The sequence below is a fragment of the Rhizobium sp. BK379 genome, assembly GCF_014193955.1.
Classification (GTDB): Bacteria; Pseudomonadota; Alphaproteobacteria; order Rhizobiales; family Rhizobiaceae; genus Rhizobium.
Genome location: NZ_JACIAD010000011.1, coordinates 85,549 through 108,320, shown reverse-complemented (window position 1 = coordinate 108,320; position 22,772 = coordinate 85,549). Strand labels below are relative to the sequence as shown.

Genomic DNA, 22,772 nt, shown 5'->3' with positions numbered 1-22,772 from the left:
ACGCTATAGTCTCAGGCCCAAGGTTTTCGTGCGTGAGATCGACCGCTTCAGCTCCATCTGCTGCGTCAGCTCGGCGAGGTGGCTACGGTCTGCCAGGCCCACCACGTCGCGGATACGATCGATGTCACCACTTTGTGGCTGGCCAGCCCTCTTCAGCTGATCTGCCAGATCCGAGGGGTCGGCGCGTCCGAAGCGTTTCTCCATCGCGCCTGCGATTTCCCTCGCTTCGTCCAGCGCGCGACGACCTTCCGACGATGCCAGCAGTTCTGCAAGGGCGCGATCCTTGTCGCTCCGGGATGCGAGAGCGAGCCCGCGAAGCAGGTTCTCGGACCGGCTGCTCAGACCTGGTACCGCAATCACATCCTGCTTGTCGCGCTTCCAGCGCTCGGAGTTCGTTTCAGCCTCGAGGCGGCGCTTCCAGGTCTTGCCGGATTGCTGGACATGAGACGCCAGCCCCTTGATGAGACCGAGGGCTTGCCGGCGCTCCGGATTGTCGCCGAACATGCCTGTCTTGCCGACAAGCGGGCCGAACGTTTCAGGCGAAGACCGAAGCTGTTTGCAGAATTCGGCAGTATCCACGTTCCGATCGAGGATGCTTCTGCGCAATCCGTCCATCGCCTTTTCTGGGTTCGCATAGATCCGTCCGGCCAACGACTTTGCCGTTGCCCATTCGCGTTCGAAAGCCGGCGTCGCCTTTTGTCGGGCAACGTCCTCTACGTTCCTCTCATAGTTCGCGATTGCCGGAATGAGGATCGGGCGATCGCCACGCTGATCACTGCCCTCGAGACGGTCGCCCGCAGTAACATCGCGATCGACTTTCGGCTCCATTCGACGCGCCGGCTCGATGGAGTTGTCCGCGCGATCTGGTGGGCGCTGTCGCAGTGTCTCGCCATAGTCCTGCTGTGCCCTGCCCGCGCCCTGGTGACCATCCATGCCCCGCCGAGCATGGAGATCATTGCTGTAGTCGAGCGTTGTTTCCTTGACGCCTGACCGGCTCAATGTTTCGCCGAGCGATCGCGTGGTTTTGAACTCGTCGAGCCCCGCATAGAGCTGCACAGAGTCCCGATGACGCGTCATCGCAACATAAGTGAGATGCCGTTCCATTGTCGCCGATGCCATCACGAAACTCCGATCGACCGTCGCTCCCTGCGTCTTGTGGATCGTCGTCGCGTAGCCATGATCAAAGGCTTGGTAACTATTGACCGGTATGGTCACTTCGCGTTGCCCGCCCGCCGGCTGCGCCTTGCCGTCAAGCCGAACCTGTATTGCGTCCGGCGCGACGGTGATGACCTCGCCCAGCATGCCGTTCTTGACTCCAAGCTCACGATTGTTTTCCAGGAATACGATGCGGTCACCGCGCGCAAAGGAGCGTTTCCCAACGCTCGTCCGATATGCAAGCTCGTCGCCGCGATCGCCTGGTCCATTGATGGCCTTGGCGAGCTCGCCACGCGCCTGCAGCTCGGCGCGAATGCCGGCATTGATCGCCGCGACATCCCGACGTCGATGCGCCATCGCGATGCGCGTGCCGTTTGGATTGCCAGATCGGTCGGCGACAAAATCGGCGACGACCGCCGCCAGGACGTCGTCGCGGTTCGCCTTCATCTGAACGTTGCCATGCGCCTCATAGGCAGCCAGGCCTTCCACCGTTCGATGCGAGGCGAAGTCGATCGAGGCCTGCTTCTGCCAATCGGCTTTCTGTCGCCGGACTTCCGACAATTGCGCATGCCCGACCGCATTGGCGATCGCCCGGAACGGAGCCCCTGCCCCGATCGCCTGCAGCTGCTCATGATCGCCGACGAGCACCAGCTTTGCGCCCGCCCGATTGACCTCGTCGACGAAGCGCGCCAGCTGCCGGCTTCCGACCATTCCGGCCTCGTCGATGACGAAGATGTCGCGCGCGCTGAGGCGACTGCGATTGTTCTGCCAGGAATAGTCCCAGGACGCCAAGGTGCGGCTCGAAATGCCGGACGATTCCTCCAGACCTTCGGCCGCCTTGCCGGCAAGCGCCGCGCCGTAAACGCGATAACCTTGCCTCTCCCAGGCCTGCCGTGCAGCCGCCAGCATCGTGCTCTTTCCGGCGCCTGCGAGACCGACAACGGCGGCAATCTGACTGGGTGCTGTGACATGCTCGATTGCCGCCCGCTGCTCGGGCGACAGCCCCTGCTCCGGCGATCCGCTCGCGGCCTGGATCGACCGGTCTTGTTCGGCGATCGCCGCATCGACATAGCGCCTAGCCACCCCAAACGTCTGGCGCTCGTTCATCGCCATAGCGGACTTCGCCATCGCCGCCTCGATCGCAACGATCTCGACCGTCGAATAGCGTGCCTCACCGTCACGGCTGCGAACCTGCGCATTGTCGGGCTTCAGTTCTACGAGCGCCTTTGATGCCAGGACCGAGGCGAAGGCATTCTGAAAGGTCTGCGGATCATCACTGATGTACCGGTGCAGCGCCCGAGCAATATCGTATTTGTTGAAGACGCTCTTCTCGTTGGTGATCAGCCGCAGGATATCTTCGGGGCGGTTGCGGATGATCTCGGCGTTGCGATCCGCCGATTGCGCCGAGATACGCGAGCGCGAGACCGTGCCGCCCTGGCGTTCGACCTGGGTCGCATGCACGCCGACATGTTCGGTCGGCTCGAGCGTGATCCCGGCCTCCAGATGCGAGCGGTGGTCGATGCGGATATCGAGACCGGCGATCGCCAGATGCCGGTTGGCGAGCTGCTCCCAGGCTTGCCTGATATCCTTCAGCTGAAGCTGCGCCGGCGGTAGGTTGTTCGCGAGAAGCCAGCGGTTCTCGCGTTCGAGCATGGTCTTGTCGCCAAGTCCGCTCTCCGTCACCTGCCGCGTCGTCATCATCAGATGCGCATGGCTGTTGCGGATATCGCCACCGCCGCCGGGCTGGTGGATGGCGAAATCGACGGCGGCGCCGTAGCGGTTGGCAAGCCCCTGCGCAAAGGCTCTGGTCAACTCCAGGCGCTGCTCAGCGTTCAGCTCATGCGGCAGCGCGATCTCGAATTCCCGGGCGACGCGGGCATCGCTGCGCTTCTCCGCCCGCTCTGCGGTATTCCACAAGGCGGACCGCTTTTTGGCCCAATCGGCGTCTACGCCCGACGGCAGGACGATCTCCGCATGTTCGACGCCCTGACGATTGGAGAAGTCGTGCACCAGCCCGTCGCGCTCGTTTTTCAGCCGCACGGCGGCGCGGTAGGCGGCAGAGGCGACGGCGCTGCGGCCGCCGCTGCGGGCGATCGGCTTCATGCTCATATGATAGATCGCCATCGCCCTCCCCTTGTTTGGGCCGCCGGCCCGCGCCTTGAGTTGCCCCGCAACTCGTAAGTGCGCCCTTGTGCCTTCCTCGACTTCGCTCCTCAGGCCCTGGTGGGAGCACGTCGCACGCGCCTCATGCCGTCCTAGGCCGATCGTCCCGACGCTACTACTCACAGATCTGCGAGTAGTCCAACTGCCACCCATCGTTGCATTATCCGCACATGCGATCGCGGGCGGCCATCATCCGGATGCCCGCTCGGGCCATCGCTCGAACGTCAACAGAAAGAGGAATCCGTGGCTCGCAAAACCATCGGGGAACGACTGGCGCAGCTCGAGGCCCAGCGAAAGACGTTGCAGATCCGGCTTTCCAGGCAGGAACGCGCCATCGACACACGCCGCAAGGTGTTGATCGGAGCGCTGATCCTTTATCGGCTGGAGACCAATCGCGACATTCAGATTGGCGGAGGACTGGCCGGCTGGCTGAGAGCCGAACTGCCAAAATTCCTGACGCGCGATGGCGATCGAGACCTGTTCGACGACCTCCTGAAGCCCGCGGTAAACGAGCCCCTCGATGGCAACAGCGGGACCAGCAGCGACGGGACGAGCGGTTACAGGAGTGTCCCATGATCCTCTATACCGGGCTGATCAAGATCGCCCTTGCCAACATGATGCGCATGGCCGCCCGCGACCCGCTCTGGGCCATTGTCGCGCTGATCACCTTCCCGCTGCGCTCTGCCAGGTCCTTCGTGATGGGCGCGACCGGCTATTTTATTGTCGTGTTTATCGTTGGTTTCGGCATCGACTATGCCCTCCGCGTGGTCCTCGGGGCCGACAAAGGCGACATCCTCTGGCATATCGGCAACTGGGCCTTCGTGCTCTTTGTCATCCTGCTGCTCATCCGGCTCCTGACGAGCCCGCTCATCGCCCATTTCGCTACCGCCGGTGATGCCGACACGCATGGGACGGCACGCTTCGCCAGATCGAGCGAAATTGCGCCACTTAAGAAATCGGAAAGCGGATTGCTGATCGGGCGGTGGCCAGGCAACGGCAAGCTTCTGCGCTATGACGGACCCGCCCATCTTATGACCATGGCACCGACGCGTAGCGGCAAGGGTGTCGGCACGATCATCCCGAACCTTTTGACGGTCGACCGCTCGATCATTTGCATCGATCCGAAAGGGGAGAATGCGACGATCGCCGATGAGGCACGGCTAAGCTTCGGGCCGGTTCATCTTCTCGATCCCTTTGGCGTCACCGGCAAGCCGTCGGCGACCTTCAATCCGATGGAGGGATTGGATTGTGACAACATCGATGTAGTTGAAGAGGTCTCGACGCTAGCCGATGCCCTGGTGTTCGATGAACCCGGCCTGTCAGGCGACGCGCATTGGAACGAGGAAGCGAAGGCGCTGATTGCGGGTCTGCTGCTCTATGTGCTTGCCAGCCAGCCGGAGGAGCGGCGCACGCTGACGACGCTCAGGCACATGCTGACGCTTTCGTCGGACGCCTTCCGTCGCGCGCTCGATGCGATGCAGGCAAGTGAGGCGGTCAACGGGCTGATCGCACGTGCCGCCAACCGCCATCTCGGCAAGTCGGACCGCGAAGCGAGTGGTGTTCTGTCGGCCGCGCAGCGACACACGCATTTCCTCGACAGTCCGCGCATGACCGCGGTTCTCGCACGATCGGATTTCCGCTTCGGCGATCTTAAGGCAAATACGGCAACCGTCTTCCTGGTCCTGCCTCCGGACAGGCTCGCCGCCTATTCGCGCTGGCTGCGTCTGCTCGTCGCCCGGAGCCTCACCGACATGGCGCGAACGGCACCCTCGCCGCAGCCATCAACGCCGCCCGTTCTCTATCTTCTCGACGAGTTTGCAAGCCTCGGTCATCTCGCCCCGATCGAACGGGCCATGGGGCTGATGGCAGGTTACGGGGTGCAGCTCTGGCCGATCGTCCAGGACATCCATCAGCTACGCGCCACCTATGGCCAGCGCGCCGGCACGTTTTTCGCGAATGCGGGCGTGCTGCAGGTCTTCGGCGTCAACGATCACGATAGTGCGCGTCTCGTCTCCGATCTCCTCGGACAGGAGACCGTGGTCTTCAATACGGCAGCGCGCGCGCTCGACGCGGAAAAGACCGGCCTCACCTTCGCCGAACAGCATGTCGGTCGTCCTCTGCTCACACCGGATGAGGTCCGCAACCTGCCGACCGGCGTCGAACTCTTATTCATTGCAGGCCGCCGGCCGATCATGGCGACGAAGCTGCGCTATTATGCCGATCCGGAGTTCGTGGATTTGTTCTCAAGACTGGAAGATTGAGTTGCTGACATCAGCAACGTGAATCGGTCAGGCCGGATCGATTCACAAATGTCGTTGGACGTCGCGAACGCTCATTTGCGATTCTGCCGGCATGAGCTCGCAACCCTATCGTCTCTACGCAGAACGCATCGACCCGTCGAAGAACATGGCGCGCTACTATGCTCTGTCGATCGAGCCGACGCTGTTCGGCGAGACATCATTGGTCCGAAGCTGGGGACGGATCGGCAGTCGCGGTCAGCGGCTGGTGCACCTCTTCAGGACCGAGCCGGAAGCAGTCGAGCTTTTCCTCGAAATTCTGCGCGTCAAGCGTGGTCGAGGGTATAAAGCAAGAACGTTCTGATTTGCTTCAGGTCGGGCGGCGTCTACCTACATATCTGGAGTTTGGATTTTTCGAACAAGCTGACGCAAAAACGAAAAAAGCCTGCCGCGGGAGGAGGTGCGGCAGGCTTTCGAAAAGAACCGAGCAGCGACTGGGAGGAGGAGTGCCGCTGTTCCTCGAGACAGACCTGGGAGGAGGAGAGGCCTGTCTGGACTCGAAGCGTTGCGGGAGGAGATGCATCGCTTCGATGTGCTTATGTTTATCGCTTGTTACTAAGGATTTCTATTGCTTATGCTGCACTGCACCTATGCAAAATTCACTGTCCAAGCTTTTACAATCGTGCCCGCTATCGCGGCCATGACTACCGGCGCGGTTGCCACCAGACTTTCGATGCTTTGACACGATCGTTCGGCCGATGAGGCAATTCCGGACGAGCGCAGACGTCACGCTCGACGAGCGGCTCGCTTTGCGAGCGCGTGATTAAACCGGTTTGGACTGGCCGGCGGACTTTCCCTTGAACCACTTGTTCCAGTTGATACCGCGCCCGCGATCGCGCGGGTCGAACCATTCACCTCCGTATCGGCCCATGAAGGTCTGGGCGCCGACCCTGGTCGCAAAGCAGTGAACAGTGTAATGCCGGTCTTCGAAGAAGACGCTATGACCGCGATGGCATTTCATCAACCGAGCGCAGAATGCTTCCTGCTCCGCGGCCTGTTCTCCCAGCGACAGTTCGGCCAACAGGGCAACTTGGAACGGCCATCCTCGATCAATCTCAGCGGGGCTCAATTCGCCTTTTCGCCTGGTCGTCATCCCATCTCCCTTTAGCTTTTGCGGACGGATTGACTCTTAGCCAAAAGAGAACAAAATAGGAACATCTTAATACTCGAGGATGCGACATGAGCGACATCGACCGTTCTGCGACCCTAAAACCAGCCTCGCCCGTTGCGCGGAAGTGCCATTGCGGCGATTGGGCCGGGTTCGGTTTCTCCAAGGGCGAGCGTCAGGATTGGTGGTGCTGGAAGCACTATCCCTACAAGACCTCGGCGCGCCTCGAAGCCGCCGAAATTGCCGACATGCTGGCGAACAAGGTCGCCTAACACCTTGTGCTTCGATGAATGCGAGTTGGCGACGAACGGAAATGCAACAAACCGATGCGTCGTCCTTGCAGCATCGCCAGGATCGTCCGACATGACAACGCGATATCTCTGGACACTTGATCGCGCCGGCCGGCCTCTACCAATCGGTTTCGATACGATGGATGATCTCACAGCATTTCACGCGAACGAAGACCTGCCCGGCGTCATGCCGGCCGACTGGCTGGTGATGGCCCTTCGCGCGGCATTTCTTGCCTCCCCGCATGGCTGGACGCTCGAGGCAAAGTGGAGCGAACGCCGGGCCTCAACGGATCAGGTTCACTCCGCGATCCTGTAGACCGCGGCATTGTCCTGAACCTCCCGCAGGCCCTTGTAGGAGGCATGTCTCAGCTTGCCGTCGTCGGTCCAGGCGCGGTATTCGATTTCCGCGATCAATGTCGGCTGAACCCAGACGAGATCCTTGGTGCGCCCGTCATAAGCGACGGTCGGCTTCTTGGTCGCAAGCCTGTCCATCAGTGTGCGAAGTTCGACGGCGATCTTGTAGGAAAAGCCGGTACCGACCGAGCCGACGAAGTGCAGTTGGCTGCCCTTCCAGGCTGCGAGCAACAGGCTGCCGACACCACCGCGGGCGGCTGCTGATTTCTCGTAGCCGACGATGAAGAAGCTTTCGCTCTGGATACATTTGACCTTCAGCCAGTCGCCGGATCTGTCGGAGCGGTAGGGACTGTCCGGATCCTTGAAGATGACGCCTTCCAGGCCGTGCTCGCAGGCAGCCGCAAAGATTGCCTCTGGCTCTCCCTCGAGCTCGTCGGAAAACCGGATCGCACCCGCACGCTGCCCGATGAGATCGGCAAGCAGATGCCGGCGGCTCGACAGTTCCATGGTTCTGAGGTCGTGGCCGTCGAGATAAAGAAGATCGAAGGCAAAGAAGATTGCGCTGGACGACGGGAGCTTGCCGCCCCGCCCGCCGAGCGATCGCTGCAGCGCGCCGAAATCGGAGCGTCCCTCCTCGTCGAGCACCACGGCCTCACCATCGAGAATAGCGCTGGCAACACGAAGCTCTTGGGCCTCTGCCGCAATCGCCGGGAATCGCGCAGTCCAGTCATGGCCGCCACGCGTCAGGACCCTGATCCCCTTATGCTCGATATGGATCGCCAGCCTGTAGCCATCGAACTTCAGTTCGGCGATGGTGCGCGGATTGCCGGGTGGCTTGTCCTTCAAGAGAGCAAGCGCCGGCTCGACGCGATCGGGCATCGGATCCAAAAGCAGGTTCGGCTGTGCGGGATCGCGTTTTCTGCGAACGGCGCCTTTGAGCGGCCGTTCATTGGCAAGAAGGGGTTTGCTGCGGGGACGGTCGATCATGTGTGGATTACATCAGCAATATCTAAAGAAGAGGTTGTCGAGGCGGTTCATGATGGTATCGTTCTGTCGTCACCTTACCGGGTGCACTGCTTCTCTGTGATGACCTCGAACTGCCCCGCGTTCTGCGGGGCTTTTGTCATCCCTCATCGCTTTGTCTGATCCCTTCCATATCGTCGGGCAGGACATGCATGCTCGAAGCATGGGCAGCCTCGACGAAGGCCTGGCGGGCCATCTCCGGATCGAGATAGAGCTGCATCGCGTCCATCGAGGTCGCCAACGCATGGTGGAACCGCACCGGATCGTTTTCGAGATGCGGGCATTTCTCGCTGAGGAGAAACGCTGCGAGATCCTCGACGCTGTAGGCCTGGCGACATTTCGACATGCCGTCGATCTCTGCATGCAGCGGCCTGATCGGCGTGGATGAGGAAAGTGATTCCATGACGCGGTACTCCCGGTGTCTCGACGGAGTCACATGGGAAGCGATTCGCGCGAGTCGAGTCGCCGGGTGCAGAATCGTTTGCGCACGGACGCGCGCTCCCAGCACCGCGTCGATCCATGATGATCGAGACGGAAGTTCCGCAGTCCGGATCACGGCTCGGAGACATGGTGAGGAAAACGGCGCTCACGCGCCGTCTCCCGAAGCCTGCCAGACTGGAATGCCAAGGCGCCGGGCCTTGCCGGCGAGATTGTCGGTGATGCCGTTGCCCGGGAAGACGATCAATCCTGCCGGCATGACAGACAGCATCTCGTCGTTGCGGCGGAAGGGTGCCGCCTTGGCATGTTTGCTCCAGTTCGGCTTGAAGATGATCTGGGTGACCTTGCGGGCTTCTGCCCAGCAGGCGGCGATGCGTTCTGCCCCTTTCGGTGCGCCACCGTGCAACAGCACCATCTCGGGGTGCTTGGCATGGGCCTGGTCGAGCTTTTTCCAGATGCGGTCATGGTCGTTGTAGTCCATGCCGCCGGCAAAGCCGATCTTCGTGCCCGCGGGTATCATGACCTCGGTCTCGGCATGTCGACGTGCGGACAGGAAGTCCTTCGAGTCGATCATCGCCGCTGTCATGTTGGCATGGTGACCTTCGAGCCTGTGCGTGGCCTCCAGGCAGAACCGGTCTGAGCCTCGAAGAGGTCTGCGCTGTGGTCGCGCATGAACTCGAATGTGTTGCGCCGTTCGAGAAGGGTGATGCCCTCGGCGATGAGCCGTTCCAGTTCGACGCTTTTGACCTCCGATCCGTCCTGCTCGTGTTGGCCTGTGCGCTGCGCCTCCTCGTTGCGATCAAGTTCGCGCTGGATGCGATCGGCGCCGCGATGGAAGAGGTTGACGGTCGACCAGAGCAGGTCTTCGAGATCCGGTTCCAGCCTTGTGTCGGCGAGCATATAGGACAAGGCGTCGAAGATGGTCATCAGCGATGCTTGGACGATAGGCTCTTCGGGCAAGGGCCGGGGGTCGGGTTCGTCCTGGAAAGGCCGATAGCCATGGACCTGCATTTCGTAGATGAAGCGATCGGTCGGCGAGGATGCGTGGTGCGGTTCTGCGGTATCGTCGAGCAAGGTTGAGCAAGTCATTGAGGATCTCCGTGGTTTGAGCCGCGCCTCGCGGCCTGACGGCGATCCCTTCCCATGCCGGTCGCGGCCGGAACCGCAGCGCGAAGTGCTGCGGCCCAGCGCAGCGCCGGGCGGTTGAGGGCCGGTTTCTTGCTGCGCGAGGAGCGCGGGAACCGCGCGGGGAAGAAACCGGACCGATCCGCTGAAGGCTGCGACCGGCATGGTACGGGTCGCCGCCCGACGGGCCCGCAGGCGCGGCCCCACACATGGCGATCCGTCAGCCGCGCGCTCAACGGCCTCACCTCAGAAACGTTCGCGTATCAACGCCGGGCGCCGCTATCGCGAAAGATAGGCGGTCGCATCGTCCGGGACGAGCTGGCGGGCCAGGTTCGCCACTAGACGGGAAGATCCAAGCCGACGCAGATCCTCGTTGAAATCGCCAAGCTTGGGCGTGAGCACCAATGGCAGCACGCCGAGAGCGGTGGCGGCCCGGCCCAATCCCTCGACCCCGTGGCGCCCCGCCGCATCGGCGTCGGCAGCGATATAGAGGCGCTTGCATGCCGCGGGCAGCAGGAAGGCTGCGAGATGATGGGCCGAAAGCGCTGCCACCATCGCCATGCCGGGAAGGATTTCCGAAAGAGACAGCACGGTCTCGATACCCTCGCCGACGGCCAGAACCGGGCTTTGCGATCCCGGCGGCATGTTGAAGCGCACGCCGTTGCCGATCAGGCGACCGAGTGCTCGGCGCGGTTCGTTGACCCGGGCCTTGCCGTTTCCATCAGGATCAAGCCATGTCCGGTGCACGCCGGTCAGCCGGCCCTCGACATCGGTGACCGCAGCGATCAGCGCCGGCAGGCCTGTCGTGCCGCCGGTCGAAAGATCTCGGTAGTAACAGGAGGGATGGAACCGCAAAGCGCGACGGCTTGCAGCGCCAGATATACCGCGGCTCTGCAGGTAACGTTCGGCCACCGTACCGGCGATCGGCACGGGCACTGGCAAACAGCAGCCCTGCCCGCGCCGCGGTCGATCGGCTGTCGGGTGCATTGGGGTCCCGCCAATCTGCCGCCATGGGTTCCAGCCGCGGCAGGTTCAGAAACAGCCGTGCCTCCGCCGCAACATCGGCGAAGGCGATCAGGCCGCAGGTCGCGCGGATGAGGTCAAGGAGATCGCCATATTGGCCGGTCGCCGCATCGCTCCAGCGGCCGGCACGCGGACCGGTCAGCCGCACAAACAGCGACCGACCCTTGTTGTTGCCCGTATCTCCGGCGATCCAGTAATTGCCGGATCGCCGGTCGGCCGACAGATAATGACGGCAGACCGCCTCGGCATGACGCGCGAGGCGGTCGGTCAGGTCGGAGGCCGAGCCTGTCATTGGCTGGCACCTTCAAGCAGTTTCTTCGCCTTGCCCTCGAGATCGAGGCGGACGTCCTGGTTGGTCCGGGTGCGCGCGAGTGCGGTGATACCCTGCACGAAATCGAAGATCGATTCCGGCGGGCGTCCCTCCTCCGACAACACCATGTCGATGACCTTGCCGGTCTCGCCTTTGGAGAAGCCGCGCCGCCGCAAAAACGCCTCCCGCTCGTCATCCTGGCGGGCAACGATCGTCTCGCGTGCCGCCTTGATGCCGGCAACGAAGGGGGCTGGCGAGGAATTGGCGAAGCTTGCAAGGGCGGGGGCCGCCTCATGGGCGAAACGTTCGCCGGCGAATTTCGAATGCCGGATGGTGATTTCCTCGAACTGTTCCGTGCCCCAGAGATTGCGGTTGGCGCAGACGGCCCTCAGATAAAACGAGGCGATGCCGAGCGTCTTGGAGCCGACCTCGGAGTTCCAGGCATAAAAGCCCCGGAAATAGAGATCGGGCTCGCCGTTCGGAAGGCGCCCCGCCTCGATCGGGTGAGTGTCGTCGACGAGGAAGAGGAAGACGTCGCGGTCACTGGCGTAAAGCGTCGTCGTATCCTTGGTGATATCGACGAAGGGATTGTGGGTCATGGTCGTCCAGTTGAGCTGACCCGGCACCTTCCACATCGTGTCGCCGGTGCCATTGCCGGCGATCTTCATCACGGCTGCAACCAGCTCATGGTCCCAGATGCGGCCATAGTCGGGACCGGTGACGGCGCGAAGTTCGAGGCGCCCGTCGTCCATCTCCAGCGTCTTCACCAGTTCGGCGCGATGGGACAGCAGTCCGTGCTGGAGATTGATGGCGGCGAGCGGCGCCGGCAGCTGGCGCATATAGGTCGCAGGTGCACCGACCAGGCTGCAGAGCTGGCCGTAGCTCCAATGGGTCGGCGCGATCGGTTGAGCATCACGTTGACCTCGGCTTGCGTTCTCGCCGGAGACGATCAGTTCGAGCCGTTCGGCATTGTCGCGTGTCGCTTCGACGCGGATGGCGCTGGTCTCGATGGTCCGGGCATGCGCCCGATCGGCGCGCGAGCGCACGGTGTCGTAGAGCGCACTGAGCGACAGGAAACGCTCGTCGTCGGGGCGCGAGAACCATTCGGACGAGACGCGGCCGATGCGCTCGCCGCGCGAGATATCGACCCTGAAGCCGGAAGACGACACGGGACTGTTGAAACTGGAATTGGTCATGACAGATCTCCTGAAACGAAAAGGCCCGGCGCTGTGGCCGGGCTTGAGGTGAAGGAATGGGGATGGCCGGTTTAAGCGAACCGGCCCGGCACCATATGGAACCGGGCCGTTCTGGGTGAGAGGCCGCTATTCGGCCGCGATCGGATGGATGAAGTCGGTCCTGGCGGGCTCAGCGATCTCGGGATCCTCGTCGACCACGTCGGCCGCGTCTGTCCCTTGAACCTCATCGATCGGCACCGGCGGATCGAGGATGGTTTCGTCCGGAAATACCGCCTCTTCGATCAGGTCCGGATCATCAGCCGCGGTAGCCGGCAGGCGCAGCGGCTCCGGCAACCAACCGCTGCCGGCCAACAGCCGTTCGGCCTCCCGGGCCATGTCGGGCTTCAGATCGGCGATCAATGCAGCGACCTGCTCGCCTTTCGCCTCGCAGACAGCTTGCAGGATATGGGCCTTGGTGACGCGGCCGAGATAGGCCTCGACTGTCGGCGTCCAGCCGGCCTCGACCATGTCGAAGCCGATGGCGCGGGCGATCTCGTCGGCATTGGCGATGGCGCGGCTGCGCCTGTTCCAGGGTTCGATGACGGCATTGAGCGATAGCGAGGCGCAATGAGCAAACAGCGCCTGTCGGCTGACGCCGTCGAGACCGATGAGGAAAGCGAAGAGGGCGGCCGGATCTCTCGGCAGGTCGTTCCCCCAGGCTTCCTGCCGCTCGCCGATTTCCCTGACGGCGACCAAGTCGCCCAATCCCGATGTCTCGCTCAACCGGGCGCTTTGGACCGTGACCTCCAGGCACGTGTCTGCGCCCCGCAGATAAAAGGTCTTCAGCACGAAGGCATGCAGGACGGCGACGAAGGCGACCTCCGGATCCCGGGCGAGCGCGTTGCGCAGCGCGACGGTCCTGGCGGCGGTCAGGTCGAGGACCAGACGATCGGCAAGCGGCTTCAGCGTCTCCTCCCCGTCATCGGTCTCGGCCTTGTTTGCTGCCTCCACCTCCGATACCGCTCCGCCGGCTGGCGCGACTGGTGCGGACACGATGTTGTCCTGGTCGTCGCTGACGCAGCTCATCATCTCCACCTGCGGTTCGTCTTCAGGCCTGACATAGCCGCGTTCGATCCGGAGCCTGCCGTCCGCCTCGAGCGAGACGAAGACACCGCCGCGGGCAAGCTCGGCGGGATCAAAGACGAAGGGACGCTCGTTCAGACGGTCGAGCTCCGCACCGAGTGCTTGGAGTCTCTGCTCGCTCTCCTCGCAGTATTGGCTGGCAGAGGCATATTCTGCATCGAGCCGATCGTAGTCGGCGCGAAGAACATCGTGACGGGCAAGATCCTCTTTGCTCCATTCGGCCTGCTGACCGTAGACCCTGCGAAGACCCGACGTGTGGCCATAGGGAAAGTCGAAAGCGGCCTCGACCCATTTCCAGCCTTCCTCCGCCTGTAGGGCCGCCGCATCGCCCTTCAATTTCTCCAGCACGAGCTGATCGAGCAGCGCCGGATCCTGCAGCCATCCGCCCCTGTCCTCGTCGAAGAGATCGCGCATGACGACGCCGCCGGCCGCCTCATAGGCATCGATGCCGATATAGAGCGAGCGCCGATCGGTCGCCCGGACCGCCGTCTCGGTCAGCAGGCGCCTGATGTAATAGGGCTCGCGGCTGTGCGAGCGTGCGATCGCCTCGAACACCTGTTCCTGACGGGCATGGTCCTTGCTGATCGAAAAGGCCATCAGCTGCTCGAGCGTCATGGCGTCTTCGCCATAGAGATCCAGAAGTTTCGGCGAGACCGACGCCAGGCGCAGGCGTTGCTTCACCGTCGCGACCGGGACGAAGAAGCGGGCGGCGATCTCTTCCTCGTCCATCCCCTCCCCGCGCAGGGTCTCGAAGGCGCGAAACTGGTCGAGCGGATGCAGGCTCTCGCGATGGACGTTCTCGGCAAGCGAATCTTCGGCTTCCTCCGTCTCGCCCCTGCTGATCACGCAGGGAATGCCTGCCGTCTTCGACAGACGTCTCGATGACACCAGCAGTGCCAGCGCCCGGTAGCGGCGCCCGCCGGCCGGGATGCGATACATGCCGGTCTCGTTACCGTCGCTGTCTAATTCCGGGCGGACGCTGAGGCTGGTCAACAGACCGCGCCGCGCAATGTCTTCGGCAAGCTCCGCGATCGAGACACCCGCTTTGACCTTACGGATGTTTTCCTGGCTGAGAACAAGCTTGTTGAAGGGAATGTCACAAGCGGTCGCAAGCGTGACCTTACCAGTCTTTTCGGTTCTTTCTGTCTTCCCAGACTTCTCCATCTTCTGAGACATGTCGGTTTCTCCATGACGGACCGGGCGGAACCTCTCTCCAACCCTTCAAATCCGTCACAAAGCTCCCGTCCCTCCTCTTCCTCTCTGTGTCCCACCAAGGCTTACCTTCACCTCCGAGGGCAAAGCAGAGTCACCCGCTGGCGAGGCGCGGCGGCCGACGCGCCAGCGGCGGCCAAGACGTCATAAAAAGTGGCGATTGCGCAGAACCAGGAGGCGATCCGACAGCGTCGACCAGCAACAGAACGCACATCGGGGCTTCGGCAACGCGGCGCGTGGACAAGGGCGCAAAAGGAAGCGGGCCGATCTAAGGAGAAGCGTGTCTCGCCCACGGGAACCTTACAAAGTCTTAACTGTATAGCATCGGCGGCGCGATCACCCCGATCCGGAGGGTCGGCAACAACGAAGCGTATCGGAGCTTTCAGCATCGCGGCGCGCAGAAGGCGCGCGAAAGCGGGAATTCGCGTCACGCGCGGTCGCGTTGAAGGGCAGCCGCAGGAGCGTCGGCGTCAGCCGGCGCGGGACCGACTGCCCCGCGACCGCGTGTTCCGCTCTCAGACCGTCTAGACATCAAGTTCCGGCGTGATCTCGACCATTCCGTCCGCCGCTTCAGGTCGACGGTCTGGTCGAAGCATTGCGGGCGTCGCGCCGCCGCTCCCTCGATTTTGCTGCAGTCCTAGCGGCCCGCAGCTCCTCGAGGGTTGGCTGCCACCATCCCCGAATCCGCTCGTATTCCCCCGGCTCAGCCCTCGCCGGCCACGTATGAACGAGTTCCTCCAGGGTCGCTGCCCGCCATCCTGCCCAGACATGCTCGTCGTCGGCATTCGGATGATGCTCGGCGACCTCTTCGGGGTTGACGAGTTCGCCGGTAATGTCGGTGACAACGACGATCCCAAACGCGGTCGTGGCTACAGGCCGCCCCGGCGGTGGAAGATCGTCACTAGGCACAGGCAGCCGCTTCTTATTGCGCTCGGACGTCCTGCGCTTGGCCTTCGCTTCCTCTTCGGTGCCCTTGCGGGCCTCTGCGCGTTTCCGTCGCTCTTCAGGTTCGGCCCGTTTCGCGGCCTTCTCGATGGCCTCCCAACGGTGCTGGAGGTCGTCGTAAGACGCGTACGGAACCTCCCACACCTTGTCGTCACTATTCCAACGAGCGAAAGGAATCTGTCGGAGTTCGTCGACCACCGTTCGTGAGAATGGGGTCTTGATGCGGAAGCCGCGGTCGTAGACCTGCAGGTATGGACTGAGGATTGGCTCGAACTGGTAGGCGTCGCGGCCTCGCTCCTCTTCGTAAGGCCTCTTGCGATCGGCTTCGGAGGCGAGCCATCGGTCGATACGTCTTCGTGCAGTCTTACCGGGGACCGTCCAGGCTTGAAGGGTATCCGAACACCGAGCATTCGGGAAGACTTCCCGGAAACGGGCGACGGTCAACCGGTCGAACGCGAAGGAGACCGTCTCCTGCGGTGGTTCGACTGCTTTGGTTTCTTCGCGGCTCTCATCTGTCATGGAAAGATAACGATCTGATGTTCGCGCGGTTCGCTTAACCGAGGCCAAGATCGCGCGATCAAGGCCTGCACTTCAGCCGACGCTCACCGCGCCGGCAACACTATTCACAGGTAGAGGCCTTTATTGATTTAAGGATTTCGTTCGCGGCAAAGAGGAGCGGCCCGCAGGAAGGATAGTCACTGTTGACTTTCACACCTACACACCGAGCGGTTTACTGGTTGGTTCGAAGCGTAGCGAAGTGAGAGCCGTCAAGTTGCTGTTGGCGGCGCATTGGGCCATCCCTCACGAAGAGATTGCACTCAGCTATCTCAGTTCGGACGTTTCCGGCTCATTCATTGATCTTCGAGCCGACCGAACATGACCCAGGTAGCCTTTGCGATGTCTTCGGGAACGAGGCTCGGCACATGGACGCATCGGTGGGTAGCTTCACTGCTTGCCCGGCAGTCTCGGAAACCAGAGCGGCCCAACGGCATGCTCCACATAACGACAGACGTCGCCTTCGCGGCGGATGACGGCGCGCGCTGGCGCGGATCATCGCATAACCTCGTTGATGTTGCGCGCACGCGAGATGGCGGACATCGCCTACGCAAGTTTGGCAAGCGGCATATGGGTTTGCGCGGGGAAGTCCATCAGTGCCATTGTCGTCCTCTAGGATCACGACACGATAGCTCCAAGGCGTGATTTCACACAAATCGGCGGATGTTGAAAGGACGCAGTATCTACCGGAAATATACGCCACTTGTTTGGCAGCGAGCGGTGGGTTTTGCCTCGCCCTACATCATTCAGCATGTCGGGGAAGTTGGCTCAGGTTTTGAGCCCATGAGAACTCCGATGAACACCAGAACTGCGCAGTCGGTTCTAGTTCTCGCCGCTGATTTATTGTTCCTAGTCGGATGCCGACCTGTTCTGCGTCTTCCATCTCTCCTGTGGTATAGATGGGCGATCCGCAATTCGCACAGAAATACTGCATCCGTCTGCGGCCGTTGGCGGCGACCTTGACGTACTCCATCGGATCGCCGGAGGTGATACGAAAGTTGGCGCGAGGTGCGGTGACTGTCACACGATATGCAGTCCCCGTTAGCCTCTGGCAGTCGTTGCAGTGACAGATCGTAACGTCGTCGCGGTCTACCTCGGCCTCGTAGGTGATCTGCCCACAATGACATTCGCCGTCGATATGCATCTGAATCCTCCTTGCCTGATCTCAAAAGAGAGATAGAAGTCGCGTGTTGTAAGTCGACATCGAGGGCGCTGCATCGCAACGGTGCCGCGCCTTGACGACCGCCAAGGGCCACCATTCTCCTTGGCATGATAGGCTTCGCACCCACTCCTGCGGGCGACCTGCGCGATGTGGTGGAATGCTGTCAGCGCTTTAGTTGCTTTCAGTTTTGGGAACGTCCAAGTTGGTCGAAAGCAGAGGGCGCTCGACCATGCATGGGGAGCGCCCTCGATCACCCGGGCGACATTACTCGCGAAATCCTTTCGCGGTAAATTGTCGTTGGTACGGGCGGTAGTCCCCAATAAGAGGCCGCCCGAACTCCTTCAAGATGTCACGCTGTTCGTCTGACCATCCGGGCGAGCGCGATCAGGATGCACGCGCCGATAAACCCGGCGATCAGGTAGCCGAGCCAGCCACCGAGAACGACGCCGAAAAGGGAGAGAAGGAAGTTAGCGACGATAGCGCCCACGATGCCCAGAATGATGTTCATGATGACGCCCATGCTGCTTTTCATGAACATCTCTGCGAGCCATCCTGCGATGCCGCCGATGATGATCGCCGCGATCCAACCGATACCTGCATCTTCCATATTGAATTCCCCTTGCGAATTATTTTTCAGAAACATCCGGCCATCCGGAGAAATGGAAAACACCAAATGACCGGGCTTTGTTCCGAAGCGTATCGGTTCCTTCAAGCATCTTAGGGGATGCAGGAATCGCGTCGGTTCCTTGCCTGTGGATTGCAGATCCGGTAGCCAGCCGCCGCTCCGGCATGAGGCCGGTTCGTCGGGAGCCTGGCGGCCGGTGATAGGTCCATGTGGAAGGACGTTCGAGATGCCGTGGTCGTACTCGAGTTTACTGCGAGCGCCGGGACGGGTTCGAGCGTAAGGTTCTTGTTCAGTAGTTCGGGTTGACCGCATGTCTTAAGAAGCTGCTGCGGCTGGCGATGGGCTGCGAGCGAGCTGGTCCAGGCGGCGACACATGCCCCACCAGGTTCTCGTGCCTCGACCTGCAGCATGTGGGTCGACCGCACGCTACGTCGAATCACGGCGCCCTTCTGGTCCCCAGCCAACCTCTATCAGATCGTACGAAGCAGAACCTGAGATGCTCGGTCTGGGAGATGTCCAAACGCTCAAGCGTCGCGAGCTCGACGCGCATCAGGCAGCACCGCTCGAACGGGGACATGGAGGCCTTTTGGACATCAGGGAGAACCGTTCCATCAGACTGCATTCGCGCGCCCGATGCGACAGGACTGTTGAAGCTGTCGCGCGTCCTCTCGCTGAGCAGGTTCCACTGATTAGCGAGCTTGGCATGGTCGCCGACCGTACCTGCAATGCCTGTCAAGCGGATCTGCACCCGGCTCGCGGGATCATAACCCACAAGCGCGACGGTATGATTGTGGGCGATGTCCGCCATCTTCGGCGATCTTGAGTCGGTAACGAAATAGAGCGCCGCCTCGTTGCGGTTTGCCTGCCTCAGGACGATGGTCCGGGCCTCGGGATCACCCCTTTCATTGACGGTGGCGAGTTGCAGGAAGTTGAAGGGGTTTCCCGACGTCGCCCCTGCTTCAAGCGCCTTCCATGCCTTGTCGAGCGCATCCTGGCACAGAGGATCGCGGTCGATTCGGTCTTCGTCGGTGAGCGTATCGGCAAACATTCAAATCTCCCCGCCCTGCATTCGCGCCGGACGATGCCGCAGCAAAAAACAGGCGTCAACACTCCGCTTTGGAACCAACTGGACCGGTCGACATTACCGTTGCCGAGCGCGAGCCGTATCAACCGGACGCGACAGGGATGGCGAACGCAGCGGTTTTTCCGGTTTCTCGCTGTGCCAACGAAATGGCAGACGAGTGTCCCACCTGTCCGGCATCGCCCTCCCCGATAGCCCGGAGGGACCATGCAAGACGACCTGCAGAAGAAGACAATCGACTGGTTCGGCACCCTCCCCCCTGTGCTGCCGGCCGAGATGGTCGGCATCTGGCGCGGTGAAGGTGTTGCCTCCGGACATCCGCTGGATGGGGCGCTCGAGAACCTTCAGTGGTTCGGCAAGAGGTTCCACCCAGACCTGAGAGCGGACGCCTTATTGTTCCAATGGCGGCCTGGTCGTCTTGTGCCGATCGAGCCGTCCCTCTTTCCTATCAAACTTGCTCTCCGTGTCGCTGGCTTCGGCCGAACGTTTATCGCCCGGAACTGGTTCTCTTACCTCCAGAAGGCATTCCGTGCCCGCGCAACGACGGCAAAACTGACGTTACGAATGGTTGACGGCTCCGAGACGGCTGCGATGGTCTACGACAAGCAGCCGATCGTGGATCATTTCAGGCGGATCGGCGACGACGAACTCGCTGGCATGATGGTCGTCGAGGGCGACGAGAGGCGATACTTCTTTCGCTTGACGCGCGTTCACGTTCCGGCGCAAGGGGGACAGCCATGAAGACGGGGAAGGCGCCGTTGGAAACGCCGGATGGCCGCTACATTATCGTGCGCGGCCGGCTTTGGAGAAAGACAAACCCTCGCTTGCCGGAGGGTGAGCGTAAGCGCCTGGTGGGGGAGCTGATGATCGCTCGCAGGGCAGTGAAGGAAGCCGCCGGCGATGATGAGAAAATGCGAGCGGCGCGAAGGGCCGTCGACGCCGCAAAGCTTGCGCTGGGCGAACGCGGGGCGGTGTGGTGGACGGATGGCGCTCCTGACCTCAACCGCCACATGGTTCGCACGACGTTCTACGCAGACTGGTTCGCGGAGAAGGGGATTGCGCGATAAGAACGGCCGACCAGTGCTGGTGATGCGTTTTTTGCGCGCGAAGGAGGTTACCGGCATGTCCGCCACCGCGAGGGGCGAAAGAAGCACAGACTTGTCACGCGCGGCATTTTTCGCCAAACCTACCCGTAGACGTCTCCTAGCCCGGATTATGTGGCAGCCTAACGCGGGTCGGTCGCAACAGAACGGCGGTCACCACTTCGAAAATCACGTGCTTGCGCCTGACTTGCAGCCTGCAGCGTGTCTCAGCGAGGCGGTCCGGCACGGGAGCGATAAGAATACCCGGCGTCGCTGACATCTGTATCGACGCTGCCGACCAGCCTTTACCCTCATTTCGGGATGTGAATGACGAAAGGAGTGCCAGGGGTTGCCTCCCCAGCACAATTTCACCGTACCCGCTAGTGCGCGGAGCGGGTTTTCTTTTCGGCGGAGGCTGCAATCGTAGCAGTGAGAGCGGCCAACGGCGGATTCTCAATTTATTCACTTTGTCGACAAGATCGGCAAGGCAATCCGTCCAGCCCTTGGCACTCCGCTTGGCGGGGTGGTTGTGCTTGTCTGCGATTTCGGAATTGCTGGTTTGTTTTTCCAGTGTCAGCAAGCCATTGGCAAATGCGCAGCCTTCACCAATTCGGCCTTGCGCTTCGCCGTTTCCAATCCAAGCACGATGTACGCCCGCGCATGTTTGGCCAGTGCTGCGTTGTCTTCCCAGAGATTTCTCCAGATTGCCGTCTTCAGCGAAAGGTCCTTATCGACGATCGTTGTCGAGAAGGATTCAAAGGTCACGTAGTCGTCCCATCCGATAGCGATCAGCGCGTCGAAGATTGCGGCAAAGTCGATATTGCCTGTCCCAAGATAACCACGATGGCTTTCACCAATGTGGACATAGCCGATCTTGTCGGCAGCGTTTCGGATTGCCAAGCCGACATCCGCCTCTTCAATGTTCATATGGAAAGTGTCAAGGTGAAGGAACACGTTCGAGGCACCGGTATCCTTGATGTAAGCAAGGCCCTGCGCTGCCGTATTGAGCATGTTGCTCTCGAAGCGGTTGACGATCTCGAGGTTGAGAGTGACGCCAGCCGCTTTTGCACGATTGGCGACCTTCGAAAGCGTACTGACGCTCTTATCCCATCCTTTACGGGACAGGGCGCGTTCCTGCTTTCCATGAGACGAACTCAGAATCCCTGCAAGCTTGGTGCCGCCGAGATCGCGGACCAATGCGACCGCGCGATCGAGGATCGCTTCGCCGTTCGCGACCACCGATCCATCCTCGCTGGAAATATCGCCTTCCGTCGGCAGCCCCATACTTACCGCGACATCTAGGCCAAGCTGTCGAATACGAGACGCCAGCCAATTTACGTCGACCTGCTTGGGGTCCAGGTATGAGAACTCGACGAGCTTGAAACCGAGTTCGTGGGATCGCTCGAGAGTTCTCTCCAGTTCGTCTTTGGTAGATCCTGCGCTCCAGACAAACGAGTGGACACCGATTTTGGACATGAAACCTATTCCTGGTTGATTTCGGATCGCAGCCCGCCAAGCTCGAAAGCTTGGCGGGCTACTCGGGAGGAGACCTTAGCGAGCTGCGGTCCAGCCCTTGTAGTCCTTGACGTTGTCAGCCGTGATCAGCTTCGGGTCGAGGAGTACAGTATTTTCCGCCGGCTTCTTGCCGTTGAGGACGTCGGCAGCCATCTTGAGTGCGTCGCCGGCCATCACATAGGGGTCCTGCGAAGCGGAGGCCTTGATCATCGAGTTGCCGCTGGCAAGCGACTTTTCGATATCCGGGGCACCGTCGACTGCAGTGATGAAGAACTCGTTGCGGTTCAGCTGCTTAGCGGCTAGCTCCGCACCGATGCCCGTCGGGTCGTTGATCGCGAAGACGGCGTCGATTTTGTCGAAGCGCGTCAGAAGACCCTGCATGACCGACAAACCGCCGTCGCGCGAACCCTGACCGTTCTGATCGTCGGAGAGGATCTTGATGTCAGGGCTCTTCGTCAGGACGTTCTTGCAACCCTGCACACGGTCAAGGATCGAGGACGATGCGGGGCCGTTGATAATGACGACGTCGCCTTTGCCCTTGAGCTGATCGACAATGTACTGGCAGGCCTCTTCGCCGGCCTTGATGTTGTTCGTCATGACCGTGACGTCAGCACCCGGTGCGGAGACGTCGAAGGCGGCGACGATCACGCCAGCGGCCTGCGCCTTCTTGACGGCAGGTGCGATCGCCTTGGCGTCCACCGCGTTCAGCATGATGATGTCAACGCCAGCTGCGATGAAGCTGTCGATCTGCGAAACCTGCTTGTTGAGGTCGTAGTCGGCCGAAACCGAGGTGACCTGAACATTTGGATTGATCTCCTTGGCGCGGTCCTCGATGCCTTTGATGGTAGCCACGAAGAACGGATTGCCAAGCAGGCCGACGGAAATGCCGATCTTCTGAAGGTCCTTGGCGGCTGCCGGCATTGCGATGGCTGCGGCCAGTGCGGTCGCTGCAAGCAGTTTGGAAATCATGCGCATATTCTTCCTCCTTGTG

General features: G+C 61.4%; 19 protein-coding genes and 2 pseudogenes. 7 read left to right on the top strand and 14 right to left on the bottom strand.

Features of this window, described 5'->3' with window-relative positions; translation table 11 throughout:
- Positions 1-3: 3 nt before the first annotated feature.
- Positions 4-3,279 carry a Ti-type conjugative transfer relaxase TraA gene (gene traA / locus FHT93_RS34000; RefSeq protein ID WP_183851324.1) on the bottom strand — a complete coding sequence of 1,092 codons (3,276 nt, stop codon included), beginning with the start codon at positions 3,277-3,279 and terminating at the stop codon, positions 4-6.
- Between the two features lie 282 nt (positions 3,280-3,561).
- Here traA and FHT93_RS33995 point away from each other — a divergent pair, with 282 nt between their 5' ends.
- The 3 genes from FHT93_RS33995 to FHT93_RS33985 all read left to right on the top strand — a co-directional run bounded on the left by FHT93_RS33995 (position 3,562) and on the right by FHT93_RS33985 (position 5,919).
- On the top strand, positions 3,562-3,894 hold the full coding sequence (locus FHT93_RS33995) for a mobilization protein (protein WP_112547278.1): 333 nt from the start codon (positions 3,562-3,564) through the stop codon (positions 3,892-3,894).
- The gene (locus FHT93_RS33990; RefSeq protein WP_112547301.1) at positions 3,894-5,579 is read left to right on the top strand and encodes a type IV secretory system conjugative DNA transfer family protein; all 1,686 of its coding nucleotides are present in this window, start codon (positions 3,894-3,896) and stop codon (positions 5,577-5,579) included. Before FHT93_RS33995 ends, FHT93_RS33990 begins: the two co-directional genes overlap by 1 nt.
- Before the next feature lie 91 nt (positions 5,580-5,670).
- Positions 5,671-5,919: a WGR domain-containing protein gene (locus FHT93_RS33985; RefSeq protein WP_018115268.1), complete on the top strand. Its 249-nt coding sequence runs from the start codon at positions 5,671-5,673 to the stop codon at positions 5,917-5,919.
- A gap of 459 nt (positions 5,920-6,378) precedes the next feature.
- On the opposite strand, the gene FHT93_RS33980 is transcribed toward FHT93_RS33985, so the two are convergent.
- On the bottom strand, positions 6,379-6,708 hold the full coding sequence (locus FHT93_RS33980; protein WP_018115269.1) for a hypothetical protein: 330 nt from the start codon (positions 6,706-6,708) through the stop codon (positions 6,379-6,381).
- An 86-nt stretch (positions 6,709-6,794) separates the two neighbouring features.
- Here FHT93_RS33980 and FHT93_RS33975 point away from each other — a divergent pair, with 86 nt between their 5' ends.
- Both FHT93_RS33975 and FHT93_RS33970 read left to right on the top strand, forming a co-directional pair.
- A complete protein-coding gene (locus FHT93_RS33975; RefSeq protein ID WP_112547277.1) occupies positions 6,795-6,995 on the top strand; it encodes a hypothetical protein in 201 nt (66 codons plus the stop codon).
- Positions 6,996-7,086: 91 nt separating this feature from the next.
- Complete coding sequence (locus FHT93_RS33970) at positions 7,087-7,329, top strand: hypothetical protein (RefSeq protein WP_018115271.1); 243 nt, start codon at positions 7,087-7,089, stop codon at positions 7,327-7,329.
- On the opposite strand, the gene ligD is transcribed toward FHT93_RS33970, so the two are convergent.
- From ligD to FHT93_RS33920, 10 genes and pseudogenes are all read right to left on the bottom strand, one after another.
- A complete protein-coding gene (ligD, locus tag FHT93_RS33965) occupies positions 7,311-8,354 on the bottom strand; it encodes a non-homologous end-joining DNA ligase (RefSeq protein WP_183851323.1) in 1,044 nt (347 codons plus the stop codon). The two genes, FHT93_RS33970 and ligD, sit on opposite strands and share 19 nt — an antisense overlap.
- A 136-nt stretch (positions 8,355-8,490) precedes the next feature.
- Positions 8,491-8,793, bottom strand: coding sequence for a DUF982 domain-containing protein (locus FHT93_RS33960; protein WP_018115273.1), 303 nt, complete (start codon positions 8,791-8,793; stop codon positions 8,491-8,493).
- A 183-nt stretch (positions 8,794-8,976) separates the two neighbouring features.
- A pseudogene (locus FHT93_RS33955) lies at positions 8,977-9,917 on the bottom strand (DUF2493 domain-containing protein).
- A 315-nt stretch (positions 9,918-10,232) separates the two neighbouring features.
- Positions 10,233-11,268, bottom strand: a pseudogene (locus FHT93_RS33950) (toprim domain-containing protein).
- Complete coding sequence (locus FHT93_RS33945; protein ID WP_018115276.1) at positions 11,265-12,482, bottom strand: hypothetical protein; 1,218 nt, start codon at positions 12,480-12,482, stop codon at positions 11,265-11,267. The pseudogene FHT93_RS33950 and the gene FHT93_RS33945 overlap by 4 nt, the downstream one beginning before the upstream one ends.
- A 126-nt stretch (positions 12,483-12,608) precedes the next feature.
- Entirely contained in the window at positions 12,609-14,780 is a 2,172-nt protein-coding gene (locus FHT93_RS33940) for a ParB/RepB/Spo0J family partition protein (protein WP_183851322.1), read from the bottom strand.
- Between the two features lie 606 nt (positions 14,781-15,386).
- Positions 15,387-16,280 carry a hypothetical protein gene (locus tag FHT93_RS33935; RefSeq protein WP_183851321.1) on the bottom strand — a complete coding sequence of 298 codons (894 nt, stop codon included), beginning with the start codon at positions 16,278-16,280 and terminating at the stop codon, positions 15,387-15,389.
- 778 nt (positions 16,281-17,058) lie between these two features.
- Positions 17,059-17,460 carry a GFA family protein gene (locus tag FHT93_RS33930; RefSeq protein ID WP_112547273.1) on the bottom strand — a complete coding sequence of 134 codons (402 nt, stop codon included), beginning with the start codon at positions 17,458-17,460 and terminating at the stop codon, positions 17,059-17,061.
- A gap of 367 nt (positions 17,461-17,827) precedes the next feature.
- A complete protein-coding gene (locus FHT93_RS33925; protein WP_029616490.1) occupies positions 17,828-18,085 on the bottom strand; it encodes a GlsB/YeaQ/YmgE family stress response membrane protein in 258 nt (85 codons plus the stop codon).
- Between the two features lie 454 nt (positions 18,086-18,539).
- Positions 18,540-19,151, bottom strand: coding sequence for a pyridoxamine 5'-phosphate oxidase family protein (locus FHT93_RS33920; protein WP_018115281.1), 612 nt, complete (start codon positions 19,149-19,151; stop codon positions 18,540-18,542).
- A gap of 240 nt (positions 19,152-19,391) precedes the next feature.
- Between FHT93_RS33920 and FHT93_RS33915 the strand changes: the two genes are divergently transcribed.
- The gene (locus FHT93_RS33915; RefSeq protein ID WP_018115282.1) at positions 19,392-19,925 is read left to right on the top strand and encodes a GXWXG domain-containing protein; all 534 of its coding nucleotides are present in this window, start codon (positions 19,392-19,394) and stop codon (positions 19,923-19,925) included.
- On the top strand, positions 19,922-20,251 hold the full coding sequence (locus FHT93_RS33910) for a hypothetical protein (protein WP_018115283.1): 330 nt from the start codon (positions 19,922-19,924) through the stop codon (positions 20,249-20,251). Before FHT93_RS33915 ends, FHT93_RS33910 begins: the two co-directional genes overlap by 4 nt.
- A 588-nt stretch (positions 20,252-20,839) precedes the next feature.
- Here the strand turns inward: FHT93_RS33910 and FHT93_RS33905 are convergent.
- Both FHT93_RS33905 and FHT93_RS33900 read right to left on the bottom strand, forming a co-directional pair.
- Entirely contained in the window at positions 20,840-21,742 is a 903-nt protein-coding gene (locus FHT93_RS33905) for a sugar phosphate isomerase/epimerase family protein (RefSeq protein ID WP_183851320.1), read from the bottom strand.
- Positions 21,743-21,817: 75 nt separating this feature from the next.
- On the bottom strand, positions 21,818-22,756 hold the full coding sequence (locus FHT93_RS33900; RefSeq protein WP_018115286.1) for an ABC transporter substrate-binding protein: 939 nt from the start codon (positions 22,754-22,756) through the stop codon (positions 21,818-21,820).
- Positions 22,757-22,772 lie beyond the last annotated feature (16 nt).

Coding starts and splice junctions, on each gene's coding strand:
- traA (WP_183851324.1), bottom strand. CDS start 3,279: ATGGCGATCTATCATATGAGCATGAAGCCGATCGCCCGCAGCGGCGGC.
- FHT93_RS33985 (WP_018115268.1), top strand. CDS start 5,671: ATGAGCTCGCAACCCTATCGTCTCTACGCAGAACGCATCGACCCGTCG.
- FHT93_RS33980 (WP_018115269.1), bottom strand. CDS start 6,708: ATGACGACCAGGCGAAAAGGCGAATTGAGCCCCGCTGAGATTGATCGA.
- FHT93_RS33975 (WP_112547277.1), top strand. CDS start 6,795: ATGAGCGACATCGACCGTTCTGCGACCCTAAAACCAGCCTCGCCCGTT.
- FHT93_RS33970 (WP_018115271.1), top strand. CDS start 7,087: ATGACAACGCGATATCTCTGGACACTTGATCGCGCCGGCCGGCCTCTA.
- ligD (WP_183851323.1), bottom strand. CDS start 8,354: ATGATCGACCGTCCCCGCAGCAAACCCCTTCTTGCCAATGAACGGCCG.
- FHT93_RS33960 (WP_018115273.1), bottom strand. CDS start 8,793: ATGGAATCACTTTCCTCATCCACGCCGATCAGGCCGCTGCATGCAGAG.
- FHT93_RS33945 (WP_018115276.1), bottom strand. CDS start 12,482: ATGACCAATTCCAGTTTCAACAGTCCCGTGTCGTCTTCCGGCTTCAGG.
- FHT93_RS33940 (WP_183851322.1), bottom strand. CDS start 14,780: ATGTCTCAGAAGATGGAGAAGTCTGGGAAGACAGAAAGAACCGAAAAG.
- FHT93_RS33935 (WP_183851321.1), bottom strand. CDS start 16,280: ATGACAGATGAGAGCCGCGAAGAAACCAAAGCAGTCGAACCACCGCAG.
- FHT93_RS33930 (WP_112547273.1), bottom strand. CDS start 17,460: ATGCATATCGACGGCGAATGTCATTGTGGGCAGATCACCTACGAGGCC.
- FHT93_RS33925 (WP_029616490.1), bottom strand. CDS start 18,085: ATGGAAGATGCAGGTATCGGTTGGATCGCGGCGATCATCATCGGCGGC.
- FHT93_RS33920 (WP_018115281.1), bottom strand. CDS start 19,151: ATGTTTGCCGATACGCTCACCGACGAAGACCGAATCGACCGCGATCCT.
- FHT93_RS33915 (WP_018115282.1), top strand. CDS start 19,392: ATGCAAGACGACCTGCAGAAGAAGACAATCGACTGGTTCGGCACCCTC.
- FHT93_RS33910 (WP_018115283.1), top strand. CDS start 19,922: ATGAAGACGGGGAAGGCGCCGTTGGAAACGCCGGATGGCCGCTACATT.
- FHT93_RS33905 (WP_183851320.1), bottom strand. CDS start 21,742: ATGTCCAAAATCGGTGTCCACTCGTTTGTCTGGAGCGCAGGATCTACC.
- FHT93_RS33900 (WP_018115286.1), bottom strand. CDS start 22,756: ATGCGCATGATTTCCAAACTGCTTGCAGCGACCGCACTGGCCGCAGCC.